Origin of the sequence: Streptomyces sp. NPDC090994, assembly GCF_044768905.1 — a bacterium.
GTDB lineage: Bacteria > Actinomycetota > Actinomycetes > Streptomycetales > Streptomycetaceae > Streptomyces.
In genome coordinates, this window is sequence record NZ_JBIVWS010000001.1 from 788,740 (window position 1) to 804,765 (window position 16,026).

The window sequence follows — 16,026 nt, forward strand, 5'->3', positions numbered from 1 at the left end:
CCAGATATCACCACCAGACCGTCCGTTCATCCGAACGGACGATAAACCGAACGATGGAGAGGCGCTTGCTTTCCCGCGCCAGGGAGGCGGCTGAGCCATGGGAGCGCAAGGCAACGGGCTGTCTCGAAGTCGTGTCCATCATGCGAATGTCCCCCGATAGGCAACCCCCACGGTCGTAGGGTTGATCCTGGGATGGTCGGCATAAGACCACTCCCCGGACAGCCGCCTCGAGGGAGGTCCAGTTCAGTGACCAGCCAGGTCAGCAGCCCAGCGGAGCAGGCCGACGGAACGGTCGTAGGAGAGCAGCGCAAACCGGCGGGGCGCAAGGACGTCCGCCGGCTGGACCGGGTGATCATCAGGTTCGCGGGCGATTCGGGCGACGGTATGCAGCTCACCGGAGATCGTTTCACCTCGGAGACCGCGTCCTTCGGAAATGATCTCTCCACGCTGCCGAACTTCCCGGCCGAGATCCGGGCGCCCGCCGGTACCCTGCCGGGCGTCTCCTCCTTCCAGCTGCATTTCGCCGACCACGACATCCTCACCCCGGGCGACGCCCCGAACGTGCTGGTCGCGATGAATCCGGCGGCGCTGAAGGCGAACATCGGGGACATGCCGCGCGGCGCGGAGATCATCGTCAACACGGACGAGTTCACCAAGCGGGCGATGCAGAAGGTGGGGTACGACACCTCCCCGCTCGACGACGGGTCGCTGGACGGTTTCAGCCTCCATCCGGTGCCGCTGACCACGCTGACCGTGGAGGCGCTGAAGGAGTTCGCCCTCACCCGCAAGGAGGCCGAGCGCAGCAAGAACATGTTCGCGCTGGGCCTGCTGAGCTGGATGTACCACCGGCCTACCGAGGGCACGGAGAAGTTCCTGCGCGCCAAGTTCGCGAAGAAGCCGGACATCGCGGCGGCCAACATCGCGGCGTACCGGGCGGGTTGGAACTTCGGGGAGACGACCGAGGACTTCGCGGTCTCCTACGAGGTGGCCCCGGCGGCGACGGCGTTCCCGCCCGGCGTGTACCGCAACATCTCCGGCAACCTGGCCCTGTCCTACGGCCTGATCGCCGCGTCCCGGCAGGCGGACCTGCCGCTGTTCCTGGGTTCGTACCCGATCACCCCGGCCTCGGACATCCTGCACGAACTCAGCAAGCACAAGAACTTCGGTGTGCGCACCTTCCAGGCGGAGGACGAGATCGCCGGGATCGGCGCGGCGCTGGGGGCGGCCTTCGGCGGCTCGCTCGCCGTCACCACCACCTCCGGCCCGGGCGTGGCGCTCAAGAGCGAGACGATCGGGCTCGCGGTCTCCCTCGAACTGCCACTGCTGGTCATCGACATCCAGCGCGGCGGCCCCTCCACGGGTCTGCCGACCAAGACCGAGCAGGCCGACCTGCTCCAGGCGATGTTCGGGCGCAACGGCGAGGCGCCGGTGCCGGTGGTGGCCCCGCGCACCCCGGCCGACTGTTTCGACGCCGCGCTGGAGGCGGCCCGGATCGCGCTGACGTACCGGACCCCGGTCTTCCTGCTCTCCGACGGTTACCTGGCCAACGGAAGCGAGCCGTGGCGCGTCCCGGAGCCGGCGGAACTGCCGGACCTGCGGGTGCGGTTCGCGCAGGGACCCAACCACACCCTGGACGACGGCACCGAGGTCTTCTGGCCGTACAAACGCGACCCGCAGACCCTCGCCCGCCCCTGGGCGATCCCGGGCACGCCCGGCCTGGAGCACCGCATCGGCGGCATCGAGAAGCAGGACGGCACGGGGAACATCTCCTACGACCCGGCCAACCACGACCTCATGGTCCGCACCCGGCAGGCCAAGGTCGACGGCGTCGACGTCCCCGACATCGAGGTCGACGACCCGGACGGGGCGAGGACCCTGGTACTGGGCTGGGGTTCGACGTACGGGCCGGTCACGGCCGCCGTGCGGCGGCTGCGCGCGGCCGGGGAGCCGATCGCCCAGGCCCATCTGCGCCACCTCAACCCGTTCCCGGCCAACCTCGGCACGGTCCTCAAGGGCTACGACAAGGTGGTGATCCCCGAGATGAACCTCGGCCAGCTCGCCACGCTCGTCCGGGCGAAGTACCTGGTCGACGCCCACTCGTACAACCAGGTCAACGGGATGCCGTTCAAGGCGGAGCAGCTCGCCGCCGCGCTGAAGGAGGCCATCGATGACTGAGGCACTCAAGCTGGTCCCGAAGGCCGAGGGCAAGCAGTCGGCGAAGGACTTCAAGTCCGACCAGGAGGTGCGCTGGTGCCCCGGCTGCGGCGACTACGCCATCCTCGCCGCCGTGCAGGGCTTCATGCCCGAGCTGGGGCTGGCGAAGGAGAACGTCGTCTTCGTCTCCGGCATCGGCTGCTCCTCCCGTTTCCCGTACTACATGAACACCTACGGGATGCACTCCATCCACGGCCGCGCCCCCGCCATCGCCACCGGCCTGGCCGCCTCCCGCCGCGACCTGTCCGTGTGGGTCGTCACCGGCGACGGCGACGCGCTGTCCATCGGCGGCAACCACCTGATCCACGCGCTGCGCCGCAACGTCAACCTCAAGATCCTGCTGTTCAACAACCGCATCTACGGCCTGACCAAGGGCCAGTACTCCCCGACCTCCGAGGTCGGCAAGATCACCAAGTCGACGCCGATGGGGTCCCTGGACGCCCCCTTCAACCCGGTCTCCCTCGCGCTCGGCGCGGAGGCGTCCTTCGTCGCGCGGACCGTCGACTCCGACCGCAAGCACCTCACCGAGGTACTGCGCCAGGCCGCCGCCCACCCGGGCACGGCCCTGATCGAGATCTACCAGAACTGCAACATCTTCAACGACGGCGCGTTCGAGGTCCTCAAGGACCGGCGGCAGGCCGAGGACGCGGTGATCCGCCTCGAACACGGGCAGCCGATCCGGTTCGGGGCCGACCACGCCAAGGGGGTCGTGCGGGACCCGGCCACCGGTGACCTGAAGGTGGTGGCGGTCACCCCGGAGAACGAGGCGGACGTGCTGGTCCACGACGCCCACGCCGCCTCCCCGACGACCGCGTTCGCGCTGAGCCGGCTCGCCGATCCCGACACCCTGCACCACACCCCGATCGGCGTCCTGCGTTCCGTGGACCGGCCCGTGTACGACTCCCAGATGACCGACCAGCTCGACAGAGCCGTCGAGTCGCAGGGCAAGGGCGACCTCGCCGCGCTGCTGGCCGGCGGCGACACCTGGACCGTCGTGGGCTGAGCCCGCACAGCCGCGCCGGAGGCCCGGGGCGACGGCCGAGCCGTCAGCCCCGGGCCTCGTCGTATGCCAGACGCCCGAGGGCAGCGATCAGCCCCGCGCCTCGTCGTACGCCTGGCGGGCCCGCGCCACCTCGTCCATCCGGTCCTTCGACCACTGGGCCAGCCCCCGCACCTGTTCGGCCGCCTCCCGGCCGAGGTCCGTCAGGGAGTAGTCCACCCGCGGCGGGATCACCGGCTTGGCGTCCCGGTGGACCAGCCCGTCGCGCTCCAGGACCTGGAGCGTCTGGGTCAGCATCTTCTCGCTGACCGTCCGGCCCCGCCGGGAGACCGCCCGGCGCAGCTCACCGAAGCGGTGCGGGCGGTCGAGCAGCTCGATCAGGACCAGCACGCCCCAGCGGCTGGTGACGTGCTCCAGGACGAGCCGGTACGGACACAGCTCCTCACGGCCGGCACGTGTACGGGGGGCACTTACGTTCATAGCCGTACCTTACTTGAAAGTGGGTACTGTCCAAAAGTTAGCGCCCCTCCTAGGGTGAGTGACAGAACCCGACGTCACCCCCCTGAGGAGCACGCAGATCATGAGCATCGTCGTCACCGGAGCCACCGGACACCTGGGCCGCCACGTGGTGGAGCAGCTGCTGGAGAAGGTCCCGGCCGAGCAGATCACCGCCGTCGTGCGCGACAAGGAGCGGGCCGCCGGCTTCGCGGAGCGCGGGGTACGGATCGCCGTGGCCGACTACAACGCGCCCGAGACCTTCGACGGGCTGTTCGCGGCCGGCGACAAGGTGCTGCTGATCTCCGGCAACGAGGTCACCAAGGACCGCCCCGCGCAGCACAAGACGGTCATCGACGCCGCCGCCGCGGCCGGCGTGGCGCTGCTGGCCTACACCAGCGCCCCCAGCAGCCTGACCGCCGCGCTCGCCGACGACCACCGCGCCACCGAGAAGGTCCTGCTCGCCTCCGGTCTGCCGTGGGTGATCCTGGGCAACGGCTGGTACCACGAGAACCACACCGAGAACCTCGCCCAGGTCCTGGAGCACGGCGCCGTCGTCCAGGCCGCCCGCGAGGGCCGCGTCTCCTCCGCCTCGCGCGCCGACTACGCGGCCGCCGCCGTCGCCGTGCTGACCGGCGAGGGACACGAGAACAAGCGGTACGAGCTGGGCGGCGACGAGGCGTGGAGCTTCGCCGAGTACGCGGCCGAGGTGAGCCGGCGGTCGGGCCGCGAGGTCGCCTACCGCCCCGTGTCCGCCGAGGAGTACGTCAGCACCCTCGTCGCCGCCGGGCTGCCCGAGCCGATGGCCCAGATCCTGGGCGGCGTGGAGGCCTCCACCGAGAAGGGCGAACTGGTCGTCACCACCGGCGACCTGTCCCGGCTCATCGGCCGCCCGACCACCCCGGTCGGCGAGGCGATCGAGGCCGCGCTGCGCAAGTGAGCGGACCGGCCCTCGGCCCGCCCGCCGCTGTCATGACCGTATAGCGATACGGGCATGACACGGGCGGGCGCGCGGCGCTACGGTCGTGCAGGCGACCAGCGCGCGAGAAGGAGGAGCCCGTGACCGGGACGTCGAAGGGCGAGCAACGCATAGGCCTGCTGAACGGCTTCGCGGCCTACGGGATGTGGGGCCTCGTCCCCCTCTTCTGGCCGCTGCTCAAGCCCGCCGGGGCCGGGGAGATCCTCGCCCACCGCATGGTCTGGTCCCTCCTCTTCGTCGCCGTCGCGCTGCTCTTCGTACGGCGTTGGGTCTGGGCGGGCGAACTGCTGCGGCAGCCGCGCAAGCTCGGCCTGGTCACCGTCGCCGCCGCGGTCATCACCATCAACTGGGGCGTCTACATCTGGGCCGTCAACAGCGGCCATGTCGTCGAGGCGTCCCTCGGCTACTTCATCAACCCGCTGGTCACCATCGCCATCGGCGTGCTGCTGCTCAAGGAACGGCTGCGGCCCGTGCAGTGGGCGGCCGTCGCCACCGGCCTCGCCGCCGTCGTCGTCCTCACCGTCGGCTACGGACGGCCGCCGTGGATCTCCCTGTGCCTCGCCTTCTCCTTCGCCACGTACGGCCTGGTGAAGAAGAAGGCCAACCTCGGCGGCGTCGAATCGCTGGCCGCCGAGACGGCGATCCAGTTCCTGCCCGCGCTGGGCTACCTGGTGTGGCTGAGCACGCGCGGGGACTCCACCTTCACCACCGAGGGCGCCGGGCACGCCGCGCTGCTCGCCGCGACCGGCCTGGTCACCGCGGTCCCCCTGGTCTGCTTCGGCGCCGCCGCGATCCGCGTCCCGCTGTCCACGCTGGGCCTGCTCCAGTACCTGGCCCCGGTCTTCCAGTTCCTGCTCGGCATCCTCTACTTCCACGAGGAGATGCCGCCCGAGCGCTGGGCCGGCTTCGGCCTGGTGTGGGTGGCGCTCGTGCTGCTCACCTGGAACGCGCTGCACACCGCGCGCCGCAACGCCCGGACGCTGAGGGCCGGGACGGTGGCGGCCGGGAGCGTCAGCCCCGGAACAGCGGAGGCGGGGACGACGGCGGAGGCGGGAGCGTCCCAGGCGCCCGCGCCGGACTCCCGCCGGCAGGTCGTGTGACCCGTACGAGTGACCGCACGCCCAGGCTCGTTGACCTGGCCGCCGCCCTGCCCGGCGGGGGCTACTCCGCCAGGGCCCGGGCGCGTTCGGTGAGGCGGCCCATGCGGGCGCGGGCGGACTCCAGTTCCTCTATGTCGTCGGCGGCCGGTCCCTCCTCGACGGCGAGTGCCGTCCACAGGCCGATCAGCTCGTGCCCCAGCTCCAGCCCGAGCCCGGGGTCGCGTACGGCACGCCAGGCGGTGGCCGCGCTCCGCACGGTGCCGTACGCGGCCTCCGCGTCGCCCGCGCGGTGGTGGGCCCGGGCCACGTCCAGCGCCGTGTGCAGGGCGCGGACCGGGTCGCCGGACAGGTAGGCGATGTAGGCGGACAGTTCGCGCAGCCGCAGTACCTCGGGGTGGTCGGCGCCCAGCGTGCCGGTCGCCTCCGTCACGGCCTGCTCGGCGAGGTGTGCCGCCTCCTCCGTCCGGCCCTCCCGGACGGCCTCGTTGACGCGGGCCGTGGGCTCCGCGAGCACGGCGGGGGCGGTGCTGTCGCCGGGCGCGGTGATCGGTCCGTCCCCGAGCACGGCCTCGGCCACGGCGTCGAACCCGCGGGCGGGCGTCGGCTGGGTGTCGGCGGCCAGGTCGGCCTCGGTCACCAGGCCGGCGGCGCGTCCCAGGGGGACGTCGGACTTCGGGGGCACGAGGGGCACAGGAGGCGCGGAGGGCGCGGGGGGCGTCACGGGGAGAGGCGCGGGCGCCGCGGGGAACCTCGACGCCTCCTGCGGCGCCGGTCCGTCCATCCGCGGCGGCGGGCCGAACTCCCCGGTCGGCGGCGCGACGGTCCCCGGAGCCGCGGCGGCCCCCTGCGACGCCCCGGCCTTCGGCAGCGTACGCAGCCGGAACGTCGGTGACGGATCACCCACCGGCCCCGGCGAGGCCGAACCCGAACCCGGACCCGAAGCCGGACCCGGACCCGGACCCGAAGCCGGACCCGAACCGGAAGCCGGACCCGGACCCGAAGCCGGACCCGGGCCCGAAACCGATGCCGATGCCGCACCCGGCACCGGTCGCACGTCCTCCTGAGCGGGCCGTTCGTCCGCGCGGCGGCCGGCGTCCGACGGCGGGTCGGTGCGGGCCGGCTCGCCCATGAGGTGGCTGGAGCCGTCCGGATCGACGCGGAGCGGAACGACGTAGCCGATGCGCTCGTCGTGGACCGTGGCGAGGACCGGCCCGCCCGCGGCGCGCGCGAGGCGCTGGAGCCGGTTCAGTACGGTCTGCTGCATCTCCTCGCCCGGCACCGCGGCGACGGGAACGCCGCCGACCGTGCCGGTCCCGGCGTCCCGCACCCGCACGTCGATCGGCGGGGCCGCGGGGGCCGCCGGATGCCCGACGTGCTGGTGGTCCCGCTTCTTGTCGCGGCTGAGTCGTGCCATCGTCCCTCACTCATGGGCGGGTTCCGTGTGCGGCCGTACCGGTGGTTTCCCGCCCCGTGCCGTCCGGAGCCATTCGAACACCTACTGTTGAGTTTCTCCGCTCGCTCGCGGTTCTCACGTCACCGCGCTGTCACAGGCTCGTTCCAGGAGGTGGCGGCCGGGCCGGCGGGGCGGTCCGGGCCGTGGGGCGGGGTGTGACGAGGGAGGAGCACGGGCATGCGCACCAGCATGCGGCAAGGACCGGAGATCTGGATCCGCGGGCCGGTGTACACACCCGGACCGGTGCCGCCGTCCGCCACGACGCCCCGCACCCTACGGCACCGCTCCTGGGTCGGCACCCACGGCGGCGCGGGCGTCACCACCCTCGCCGAGGTCTACGGCGGCCACGACTGCGGCCGCGGCTGGCCCGGCCCCGCCGATCCGCCGTCCGTGCTGCTGGTCGCCCGGACCCACGCGGCCGGGCTGGCGGCCGCCGTCCGCGCACTGGACGCGTTCCGCCACGGGGAGGCACCGCCGGGGCTCGCCCTCGACGGAGTCGTCCTGGTGGCGGACGCGCCCGGCCGGCTGCCCCGTCCCCTGGCCCAGCGGGTGAGGCTGCTCGAAGCGGCCGTCGACGTCCACCGCGTCCCCTGGGTCCCCGCCTGGCGGCTGGGCGACCTCGGCGGCTCCCCGCCCCGCGGCACCGAGGCGCTGGCCCGGCCGACCGGGGCGGAACAGTGACGGCCGCCGCCGGACCACCGCCCGTCCCTGACCAGCCGGTACGCCACCCCGGGGCGGGCCGCGCCGGGCCGGGGGCCGGGGAGATCGCCGGGGCGGTGCGGTCGGGGCGGCTGCGAGCCGTGGACGCCGTGGCGGAGGCGCTCGGCCGGATCGCGGACGCCGACGGCTCGCTCGGCGCGTTCCTGGAGGTCTGGGAGGAGGACGCGCTGCTGCGGGCCGCCGAGGTGGACGCGCGGACGGCGGCGGGTGCGCGGCTGCCGCTGGCGGGCGTGCCGATCGCCGTGAAGGGGCGGCGCGGGCTGCGGACGGCGGGACCGCTGCTCGCCGCGGGATGTGTCGCCGTGGGCGCGACGTCCGTGCCGGGCCCCGGCACCGGCTGGCAGACCTGGGGGCTCGGGGCCCAGGGCCGCCGTACCGTCAACCCGTGGCGGGCCGACCGTACGCCGGGCGGCTCCTCGGCCGGGGCGGCGGCGGCCGTGGCGACCGGGCTGGTGCCACTGGCGACCGGCAGCGACGGGGCCGGGTCGGTCCGTATCCCCGCCGCGTGGTGCGGCGTACTGGGGCTGAAGCTGACCGGCGGCGCGGACCGTACGCGGCTGACGGCGCCCGGCGTCCTCACCCGGTCGGCGGCGGACGCGGCGGCCTGCTGGCGTGTCATGGTGCCGGACACCCCGGCATCGGAAGCGGCGGCGCCCGCGCTGCCCGTGCCCGCCGTCTGGTCCCCCGACCTGGGATTCGCCGCTCCCGACGACGAGCCCGTCGCCTTGGCCCGCACCGCCGTGGACCGCCTGGTCGCCGAGGGTGCCGTACGGCTCGTACGGCCCCGGCGTCCGCTCCGGCTGCTGGACCCGGGGCCCGCCTGGCTGGCCCTGCGCACCCCCGGCGCCGACCCGGCGGACGCGCACCGGACGCGGGCCGAGAACGACCGCCGACTGGCCCTGCTGTTCCGCACCGCCCCGCTGCTGCTGACGCCGACGGCCCCGACCCCGCCGCACGGCCACGAGGGCCCCGGCGACCGCTACTCGACGGCGCTGACCTGGGCGTTCAACCTCAGTGGGCATCCGGCGCTCAGTCTTCCGGCGGGGTTCGGCGCCGACGGCTGCCCGGCCGGGCTCCACCTGGTCGCACCGCACGGCGCGGAGGCGCTGCTGCTCGCGGTGGCCGCCGCCTCCCGCGCGGTGACCGGCGTCAGGCCGTGACGTCCTTCGCCGCGAAGCGCGCCCAGGCCGCCGAGCCGAACACGGCGGCGTACAGCGCCTGGAGGCCGAGGTTCTTCACCAGCTCGTCCCAGTAGACGGGTTCGCGCAGCAGGTCGGCGAAGGACAGCCAGTAGTGGGAGAAGAAGTACGGCTGGAGGGCGTGCAACTGCGGGATCTGGTCGAGGATCTGAACGGTGATCAGCAGCCCGACCGTCGTCGCCATCGCCGCGATGCCACTGCCGGTCAGCGTCGAGACGAACAGGCCGAGCGCGGCCACCCCGACCAGCGAGGCGGCGACGACCAGGGCGATCAGCAGGGCGCGGCCGAGGCCCTCGGCGAAGGAGATCCGCGTCCCCGAGATGGTCGTCACCTCACCGAGCGGGAACAGCAGGGCGCCGACCGCGAGCGCCGAGACGGCGACCACCAGTGTGGCGGCCAGGCAGAAGATGAGCACGGTCGCGTACTTGGTGAGCAGCAGGCGGGTGCGGCCGGCCGGGGCGACCAGCAGGTAGCGCAGGGTGCCGGCGCTCGCCTCGCCCGCGATCGCGTCCCCGGCGACGACGCCGACGGCCATCGGCAGGAAGAAGGGCAGGGTCGCGGCGAGCGCGGTGAAGACCAGGAACAGTCCGTTGTTGGTGACCTGCGAGATGAACGCCGGCCCCGCGCCGCCCCCGCCGCCGGCCGCGCCGCCCCCGTCGCCCGTCTCGATCTTCACGGCGATGCCGACCAGCACCGGCACGGCGGCCAGCACCGCCAGCAGGGCGAGGGTGCGCCAGCGCCGGAAGGTGGTCAGCACCTCGTTGCGCAGCAGACCGAGGCTCCACAGGGCACGCGGCGGGCGTACGTCCGTGATCGTCCCGGTGAGCGGCGCGCTCGTCTCAGCCCGCGACATCGAACCCCTCCCCGGTCAGCGCCACGAACGCGTCCTCCAGGGAGGCGCGCTCCGCTCCGAAGCCGCGCACCCGGACCCCGGCCGCCACCAGCGCGGCGTTCACCTCGGCCAGGTCGCGCTCCGGCGGCTCGGCCGTCACCCGGTCCTCGGCGACCACCACGTCGGCGGCCCCCTGCTCCTTCAGCACCCGGGCCGCGTCCGCCGCGTCCGGCGTGGTCACCACCAGCCGCCCGCGCGCCCCGGCCGCCAGGTCGGCGACCGGCCCCTGGGTGATCAGCCGGCCCCGGGTCATCACGGCGGCGTGCGTGCAGACCTGCTCGATCTCGTCCAGCAGGTGGGAGGAGAGGAAGACGGTCGTGCCGTCCGAGGCAAGTTCGCGCACGAGGACGCGGATCTCCCGCATGCCCTGCGGGTCCAGCCCGTTGGTGGGCTCGTCCAGGACGAGCAGACGGCGCGGCTGGAGCAGCGCGGCGGCGATGCCGAGCCGCTGCTTCATGCCCAGCGAGTACGCCTTGGCCTTCTTCCCGGCGGCGGCCGTGAGGCCGACCCGGTCCAGCGCCGCCGCCACCCGCTCGCGCCGGGTGCGCGGGTCGGCGGCCGGGTCGGCGGCGTCGTAGCGCAGCAGGTTGTCACGGCCGGTCAGGAAGCCGTACAGGGCCGGGCCCTCGATGAGGGCACCGACCCCGGGCAGTACGGCGCGGGCGGCGCGCGGCATGGGCCGGCCGAGGACCCGGGCGGTGCCCGAGGTGGGTTCGATCAGGCCCATCAGCATGCGGATGGTGGTGGTCTTGCCGGAGCCGTTGGGGCCGAGGAAGCCGAAGACGCTGCCCGCCGGGACGGTCAGGTCCAGACCGTCCACGGCGAGCTGGCCGCCGCGATAGCGCTTGGTGAGGCCGCGGGTGGCGATGACGGCGTCCATCGGCTCCTTCACTCACTCACTCGCTTCGTCCGCTGCCCTGCGCTGCCGTGTGCTGTCCCTCAGGTCCTCAGGCCCTCACCGGCCCGCGTCGGCCGCCTCGACCAGCGCGTCCTTGGTGACGGCGCCCACGTAGACCGTGCCGTCGTCGGTGATCAGGGCGTTGACCAGGCGGGTGCTGAACACCGTGCCCGAGCCGAACTCGCCCTTGACCTGGTCGCCGAGCGAGCCCAGGAAGCCGCCGAGGTCGCCGCCGGTGTCGCCGGTGTCGCCGGTGTCGCCGGTGTCGCCGGTGGGCAGGCCGCCCTGGGAGCCGGTGTCGAAGGTGGCGACCGCGTTCCAGCCCTCGCCGATGACTTTCAGTCCGTCGAGGCCCTTGGCCAGCTCCTCCTCGGACTTCTGCTCCTTGCCGGAACCCAGCCCGCTGCCGGACCCGGAACCGGACCCGGCGGCCGGCGCCTCCTCGATCTCGTCGCCCTCCGTCACCTTCGCGCCCTTGGGCGGCGTGAAGTCGAACGTCGACGCGGCCGGCTTGTCGAAGCTGACCTGGGTGAAGCCGGCGTCCACGACCGCCGAGCCGCCGCCCGCCGGGCTGAGCGTGAACTTCAGGGGCACGCCCGTCTTCGCGTCCACGGCCACGCTGATCGAGCCGACCGTGGAACCCTTCTGCTTCGGCTCGATCACCAGCCGGTACGCGTCCCGCCCGGCCACCTGCGCGGTGCCGTCGACGGTCACGGACGTGGTGTCGTCGACCGCCTTCAGGGCCTCCTCTGCCATGTCGCCCGGGGTGGCCGGCAGCTCCTCGCGCCGCCCGCCGTCCTCGGCCCGGTCGTCGGCGGCGGCGGTGGTGGAGTGGTAGACCTCGCCGGACTCGCTGTCGTAGCCCCAGACGTCCTTGCCGTCGTGGATCAGGCTGTACTCGGCGGCGTCCTGGAGCAGCGACACCTTCTGCCGGTCGGGGCCGTCCAGCGCGACGCGCAGCGTGTGGGTGCCGGAGGCCAGCTCGGTCAGTTTCGTGGACGGGTCCGCGGAGGAACCGCCGTCCGCGGACCCGGAGGACGAACCCGCGCCGTTCATGAGGCCGCTCTCCAGACCCCCGAGGTCCGGCAGCCCGAAGTCGGTGCTGATCTTCACCGTGCCGGACAGCTGCTGTACGTCCGACGCGGCCACCTTCTCCAGGAGTTGCTGCGCGGTGATGTCGGGAAGGTCGGGGTCCCCGGAGTCGGCGAGCGCGGGAACCAGTCCGATGGTCGCCGCCGCGACGCCCATCACCGTGACCGGGACGACGTACCGCGCGACCTTGCGCCGCCCCGTCCCGCGCTCCTCGGTCTCGGTCACGATCTCGGTCCCGGACCCGGATTCGTACGGTGTCATGTGCCCTACCTCCGTCGTAGGCGGCGGCTGTTCGCGACCTCGCACCAGTCCACCCTGAGCCGCCATTCTCACCCGAACTGGTGAGGATGTGTTGTTTTCCGTGATGACCATCTGACCAAATCGGCCATCAGGAAGCGTCAGACCGCAGGCTCAACTCCGCCTACTGCTGCGGTATGACACCCACGCACGGAGCACTCCCCCTCCCCCTAGGGGCGGTGGCACGCGGGGGCGGACGGTGGCGTCCGGACGGGCTCAGCCGGCCCGGTGCACCACCGCGTCGCACAGCTCCACCAGCGCCGTCTTCGCGTCGCATTCCCGCAGCGGGGCCAGGGCCGCGCGGGCCTCCTCGGCGTAGCGGACGGTGTCCCGCCGGGCCTGGTCCAGGGCGGGGTGGGCGCGCAGCAGGCGCAGCGCCTCGGCGTGCCGGTCGTCGTCGGTCAGGTCGGAGGCGAGCAGCTCGCACAGGGCGAGGTCCTCGGCCAGCCCCAGCCGGGTGGCGCGCTCGCGCAGCCTCAGGACCGGGAGGGTCGCGATGCCCTCGCGCAGGTCGGTGCCGGGCGTCTTGCCGGACTCGGTGGAGTCGGAGGCGATGTCCAGCACGTCGTCGGCGAGCTGGAAGGCGACGCCGAGCCGCTCGCCGTACTGGGTGAGGACGTCCACGACCGTCTCGTCGGCGCCGGACATCATCGCGCCGAACCGGCAGGCGACCGCCACCAGCGAGCCCGTCTTGCCGCCCAGCACGTCCAGGTAGTGGTCGACCGGGTCCCGGCCGTCCTGCGGGCCCGCGGTCTCCAGGATCTGGCCGGTGACCAGCCGCTCGAACGCCAGGGCCTGCACCCGGACCGCCTCCGGACCGAGGTCGGCGAGGATCTGCGAGGCGCGGGCGAAGAGGAAGTCGCCGGTCAGGACCGCGACGGAGTTGTCCCAGCGGGTGTTGGCGCTGGGTACGCCGCGCCGTACGGCGGCCTCGTCCATCACGTCGTCGTGGTACAGCGTGGCGAGGTGGGTCAGCTCCACGACGACGGCCGAGGGCACGATGCCCGGGGCGTCGGGGTCGCCGAACTGGGCCGCGAGCATCACCAGCAGCGGCCGGAACCGCTTGCCGCCCGCCCGCACCAGGTGCTGGGCGGCCTCCGTGATGAAGGGCACCTCGCTCTTGGTTGCCTCCAGCAGTCCTTCCTCGACTGCCGCCATTCCGGCCTGGACATCGGCTTCCAGAGCCTGGTCCCGCACGCTCAGCCCGAACGGCCCGACGACGGTCACGAGGGGTCTCCTGTCTGCTGGTGTCTACTCGCGGTTACACGGCTGGTCGATAGGTCGCTGCCATCACTCAAGTCAGCGTATCCGGTCACGTTTCGATCACCGATAGCGCCCACCGTTACAGGCCGGTCGGTATCAGATCATGAACTGTATGTTTTTGATCAGGTGATATCAGCGGACATACGGCGACTCGGCGGGGCGGCCGGGGCACGCCGACGCCGCGAGTTCTTCTGGGGCCTCCCGGAGACCCGCCGGCCCCCGGGAGGCTCCCTGAGGGCGCCCCCGAGCCGCCGCGCCCCGCCGCGCCCCGCCGCGCCCCGCCGGGCCCCGCCGGGCCCCGCCGGGCCCCACCACCGGTCCACCAGGGCTCCATCAAGGATCCAGCGAGGATCCACCGGGAATCCATCGAAGATCCCACCACTCCTCCCAACGTCGCGCGACCCGGGAACGTCACCCATTCGGCCTACAGACCCCCGTTCCAGACTCCCGCCCCAGACCTTCGCTCCAGACCTCTGCTCCAGACCTCCGCCCCAGACCTCCGCCCCAGACCTTCGCTCCAGACCTCTGCTCCAGACCTCTGCTCCAGCCCCAATAAAACCCAAGTGGCATGATTGCCCGATTTGCCCCACTCGCAGCCGCCCGTGAGTTGACTCACGCCGCCACCCGATCACACATCGCCGCCCGCGCACCCCCCATCCCTTTGCCCCGTACGCCAGTTGACCCTTGCCACTCGCAAAGGATCAAGTACCCCAAATGCCTCAGACCAAGGTCAACAGGCACGTTAGGTGATTCCGGCACTTGTTCCGGACATGTGCTGTCGCATACGTTCCCGGCCTGTCGAGCGGACGCCGAATCCTGCCACCGCCCGACGCACACGCATCCGACTCATTCACGGCAGGAGCGGGGGACCCAGGTAAGTCGCCGCGCCGGCCACCGGACGTCACCCGACGTCACCGGAGGACCGGAGCGGCTCGGGGTGAAGCCGGGCCCGACAGGGCACGGCCGGGCACCTCCCCGCCCGAACCCGACAGCTCACCTCGCAGGCGTATGGAGAGGACCGCACCATGCCCGCAAAGGGTCTCCGGCACGCCACCGGCGCCAGCCGTCTCGTCCGCAAGCTCGCCCTCGCCGGTGCCGGCGCCGCCGTGCTGGCACTGCCGGTCGCCGGCGCCGCCAGCGCGTCCGCCGCCCCGGCCGCCACCCCCGCCGCCGACTCGGCCACGGCGACCACCACGGCCGCCCTGACCGCGGCCAACGGCTACAGCAACAACCTCGACGGCTGGATCCGCCAGTCGCTCGACATCATGGCCGAGAAGGGCATCCCGGGCTCGTACAACGGCATCTACCGCAACATCATGCGGGAGTCGTCCGGCAACCAGTTCGCGATCAACAACTGGGACATCAACGCCATCAACGGCACCCCGTCCAAGGGCCTGCTCCAGGTGATCAAGCCGACCTTCGACGCCTACCACGTCGAAGGCACCTCCTGGGACATGTACGACCCGGTCGCCAACATCACCGCCGCCTGCAACTACGCGGCCGACCGGTACGGCTCCATGGACAACGTCTACAGCGCCTACTGAGCCCGACCCGCCGAGGCCCCGAGCACGCCTCAGCTGAACAGTCGTTCGAGGACGACGGCCACGCCGTCGTCCTCGTTCGACAGGGTGACCTCGTCGGCCACCGCCCGCAGTTCCGGGTGGGCGCCGGCCATGGCGACGCCGTGGGCCGCCCACAGGAACATCGGGATGTCGTTGGGCATGTCCCCGAAGGCGACCGTCCGCTCCGGGCTCAGCCCCAGGCGCTCCGCCGCCAGCTCCAGACCGGTCGCCTTGGTGACACCGCACGGCTGGAGCTCGACCGTCCCCGGCCCCGACATGGTGACCGTCGCCAGCGACCCGACCACCGCGCGGGCCGTCGCCGCCAGCTCGTCGTCGGACAGCCGGGGGTGGCGCAGCAGCACCTTGCTGATGGGCTCCGTCCACAGGTCGTCCCGCCGGCCGACCCGCACCGCGGGCAGCGTGGGGTGCGGCATCAAGTACCCGGGCTCGATCAGCGTGAGCCCGTCCACCCCGTCCTGGTCGACGGCGGCGTACACCTCGCCCACCTCGGCCTCGATCTTGCCGAGCGCGGTCTCGGCCAGCTCCCGGTCCAGGGTGACCGACCACAGCATCCGGTCCGCGCCGGCGTCGTACACCTGCGCGCCCTGTCCGCACACCGCGAGCCCCCCGCAGCCGAGGTCGCCGAGGAGCGCGCGCACTCTCGGCGCCGGGCGTCCCGTCACCACCAGGTGGTGCGCGCCGGCCCCGGTCACCCGCGCGAGCGCGGCGAGCGACCGCTCGGAGACGGTGTCGTCGCCGCGCAGCAGCGTTCCGTCCAGGTCGGTGGCGACGAGAGCGTATGCGGTGGGGTTCATGATCAGAGAATACGGACGTCGCGCGCCCCCGACTCACCGTCGTCAAG

The 16,026-nt window shown here is 72.9% G+C and carries 14 protein-coding genes and 1 riboswitch; of the genes, 7 read left to right on the forward strand and 7 right to left on the reverse strand.

Annotated elements, in window-relative coordinates; translation table 11 throughout:
• Positions 1-246 precede the first annotated feature (246 nt).
• Both ACIQR3_RS03760 and ACIQR3_RS03765 read left to right on the forward strand, forming a co-directional pair.
• Entirely contained in the window at positions 247-2,175 is a 1,929-nt protein-coding gene (locus ACIQR3_RS03760) for a 2-oxoacid:acceptor oxidoreductase subunit alpha (protein WP_403533550.1), read from the forward strand.
• Entirely contained in the window at positions 2,168-3,217 is a 1,050-nt protein-coding gene (locus ACIQR3_RS03765) for a 2-oxoacid:ferredoxin oxidoreductase subunit beta (RefSeq protein WP_403533553.1), read from the forward strand. Before ACIQR3_RS03760 ends, ACIQR3_RS03765 begins: the two co-directional genes overlap by 8 nt.
• A gap of 87 nt (positions 3,218-3,304) precedes the next feature.
• Here ACIQR3_RS03765 and ACIQR3_RS03770 read toward each other — a convergent pair whose 3' ends face one another.
• Positions 3,305-3,694, reverse strand: coding sequence for a winged helix-turn-helix transcriptional regulator (locus tag ACIQR3_RS03770; RefSeq protein WP_403533555.1), 390 nt, complete (start codon positions 3,692-3,694; stop codon positions 3,305-3,307).
• Positions 3,695-3,794: 100 nt separating this feature from the next.
• On the opposite strand from ACIQR3_RS03770, the gene ACIQR3_RS03775 reads away from it, so the two are divergent.
• On the forward strand, positions 3,795-4,649 hold the full coding sequence (locus ACIQR3_RS03775) for an NAD(P)H-binding protein (RefSeq protein WP_403533558.1): 855 nt from the start codon (positions 3,795-3,797) through the stop codon (positions 4,647-4,649).
• 119 nt (positions 4,650-4,768) lie between these two features.
• Entirely contained in the window at positions 4,769-5,788 is a 1,020-nt protein-coding gene (rarD, locus tag ACIQR3_RS03780) for an EamA family transporter RarD (protein WP_403533561.1), read from the forward strand.
• A gap of 61 nt (positions 5,789-5,849) precedes the next feature.
• Here the strand turns inward: rarD and ACIQR3_RS03785 are convergent, their stop codons facing one another.
• Positions 5,850-7,202: a tetratricopeptide repeat protein gene (locus ACIQR3_RS03785; RefSeq protein ID WP_403533563.1), complete on the reverse strand. Its 1,353-nt coding sequence runs from the start codon at positions 7,200-7,202 to the stop codon at positions 5,850-5,852.
• Between the two features lie 216 nt (positions 7,203-7,418).
• Here ACIQR3_RS03785 and ACIQR3_RS03790 point away from each other — a divergent pair, with 216 nt between their 5' ends.
• Together ACIQR3_RS03790 and ACIQR3_RS03795 are read left to right on the forward strand one after the other, a co-directional pair.
• Positions 7,419-7,922, forward strand: a complete 504-nt coding sequence (locus tag ACIQR3_RS03790; protein ID WP_403533566.1) for a DUF6668 family protein — start codon at positions 7,419-7,421, stop codon at positions 7,920-7,922.
• 110 nt (positions 7,923-8,032) lie between these two features.
• Positions 8,033-9,121, forward strand: coding sequence for an amidase family protein (locus tag ACIQR3_RS03795; RefSeq protein ID WP_403533997.1), 1,089 nt, complete (start codon positions 8,033-8,035; stop codon positions 9,119-9,121).
• Here ACIQR3_RS03795 and ACIQR3_RS03800 read toward each other — a convergent pair.
• The 4 genes from ACIQR3_RS03800 to ACIQR3_RS03815 all read right to left on the reverse strand — a co-directional run bounded on the left by ACIQR3_RS03800 (position 9,111) and on the right by ACIQR3_RS03815 (position 13,566).
• Entirely contained in the window at positions 9,111-10,013 is a 903-nt protein-coding gene (locus ACIQR3_RS03800) for an ABC transporter permease (protein WP_403533569.1), read from the reverse strand. The genes ACIQR3_RS03795 and ACIQR3_RS03800 overlap by 11 nt on opposite strands.
• Positions 10,000-10,932 (reverse strand): ABC transporter ATP-binding protein, encoded by a 933-nt coding sequence (locus ACIQR3_RS03805; protein WP_403533572.1) that lies wholly within the window; start codon positions 10,930-10,932, stop codon positions 10,000-10,002. Before ACIQR3_RS03805 ends, ACIQR3_RS03800 begins: the two co-directional genes overlap by 14 nt.
• A 75-nt stretch (positions 10,933-11,007) precedes the next feature.
• On the reverse strand, positions 11,008-12,303 hold the full coding sequence (locus tag ACIQR3_RS03810) for an outer membrane lipoprotein carrier protein LolA (protein ID WP_403533574.1): 1,296 nt from the start codon (positions 12,301-12,303) through the stop codon (positions 11,008-11,010).
• 252 nt (positions 12,304-12,555) lie between these two features.
• Positions 12,556-13,566: a polyprenyl synthetase family protein gene (locus ACIQR3_RS03815; protein WP_403533576.1), complete on the reverse strand. Its 1,011-nt coding sequence runs from the start codon at positions 13,564-13,566 to the stop codon at positions 12,556-12,558.
• Between the two features lie 868 nt (positions 13,567-14,434).
• Positions 14,435-14,623: riboswitch (cyclic di-AMP (ydaO/yuaA leader) on the forward strand.
• 4 nt (positions 14,624-14,627) lie between these two features.
• On the opposite strand from ACIQR3_RS03815, the gene ACIQR3_RS03820 reads away from it, so the two are divergent.
• Entirely contained in the window at positions 14,628-15,146 is a 519-nt protein-coding gene (locus ACIQR3_RS03820) for a transglycosylase SLT domain-containing protein (protein WP_403533579.1), read from the forward strand.
• Between the two features lie 29 nt (positions 15,147-15,175).
• On the opposite strand, the gene ACIQR3_RS03825 is transcribed toward ACIQR3_RS03820, so the two are convergent.
• A complete protein-coding gene (locus ACIQR3_RS03825; protein WP_403533581.1) occupies positions 15,176-15,979 on the reverse strand; it encodes an HAD family hydrolase in 804 nt (267 codons plus the stop codon).
• Positions 15,980-16,026 lie beyond the last annotated feature (47 nt).

Excerpts from the sequence above, each read along its gene's own strand:
- ACIQR3_RS03765 (WP_403533553.1), top strand. The coding sequence starts at position 2,168 with ATGACTGAGGCACTCAAGCTGGTCCCGAAGGCCGAGGGCAAGCAGTCG.
- ACIQR3_RS03770 (WP_403533555.1), bottom strand. The coding sequence starts at position 3,694 with ATGAACGTAAGTGCCCCCCGTACACGTGCCGGCCGTGAGGAGCTGTGT.
- ACIQR3_RS03775 (WP_403533558.1), top strand. The coding sequence starts at position 3,795 with ATGAGCATCGTCGTCACCGGAGCCACCGGACACCTGGGCCGCCACGTG.
- ACIQR3_RS03785 (WP_403533563.1), bottom strand. The coding sequence starts at position 7,202 with ATGGCACGACTCAGCCGCGACAAGAAGCGGGACCACCAGCACGTCGGG.
- ACIQR3_RS03790 (WP_403533566.1), top strand. The coding sequence starts at position 7,419 with ATGCGCACCAGCATGCGGCAAGGACCGGAGATCTGGATCCGCGGGCCG.
- ACIQR3_RS03800 (WP_403533569.1), bottom strand. The coding sequence starts at position 10,013 with ATGTCGCGGGCTGAGACGAGCGCGCCGCTCACCGGGACGATCACGGAC.
- ACIQR3_RS03805 (WP_403533572.1), bottom strand. The coding sequence starts at position 10,932 with ATGGACGCCGTCATCGCCACCCGCGGCCTCACCAAGCGCTATCGCGGC.
- ACIQR3_RS03810 (WP_403533574.1), bottom strand. The coding sequence starts at position 12,303 with ATGACACCGTACGAATCCGGGTCCGGGACCGAGATCGTGACCGAGACC.
- ACIQR3_RS03820 (WP_403533579.1), top strand. The coding sequence starts at position 14,628 with ATGCCCGCAAAGGGTCTCCGGCACGCCACCGGCGCCAGCCGTCTCGTC.
- ACIQR3_RS03825 (WP_403533581.1), bottom strand. The coding sequence starts at position 15,979 with ATGAACCCCACCGCATACGCTCTCGTCGCCACCGACCTGGACGGAACG.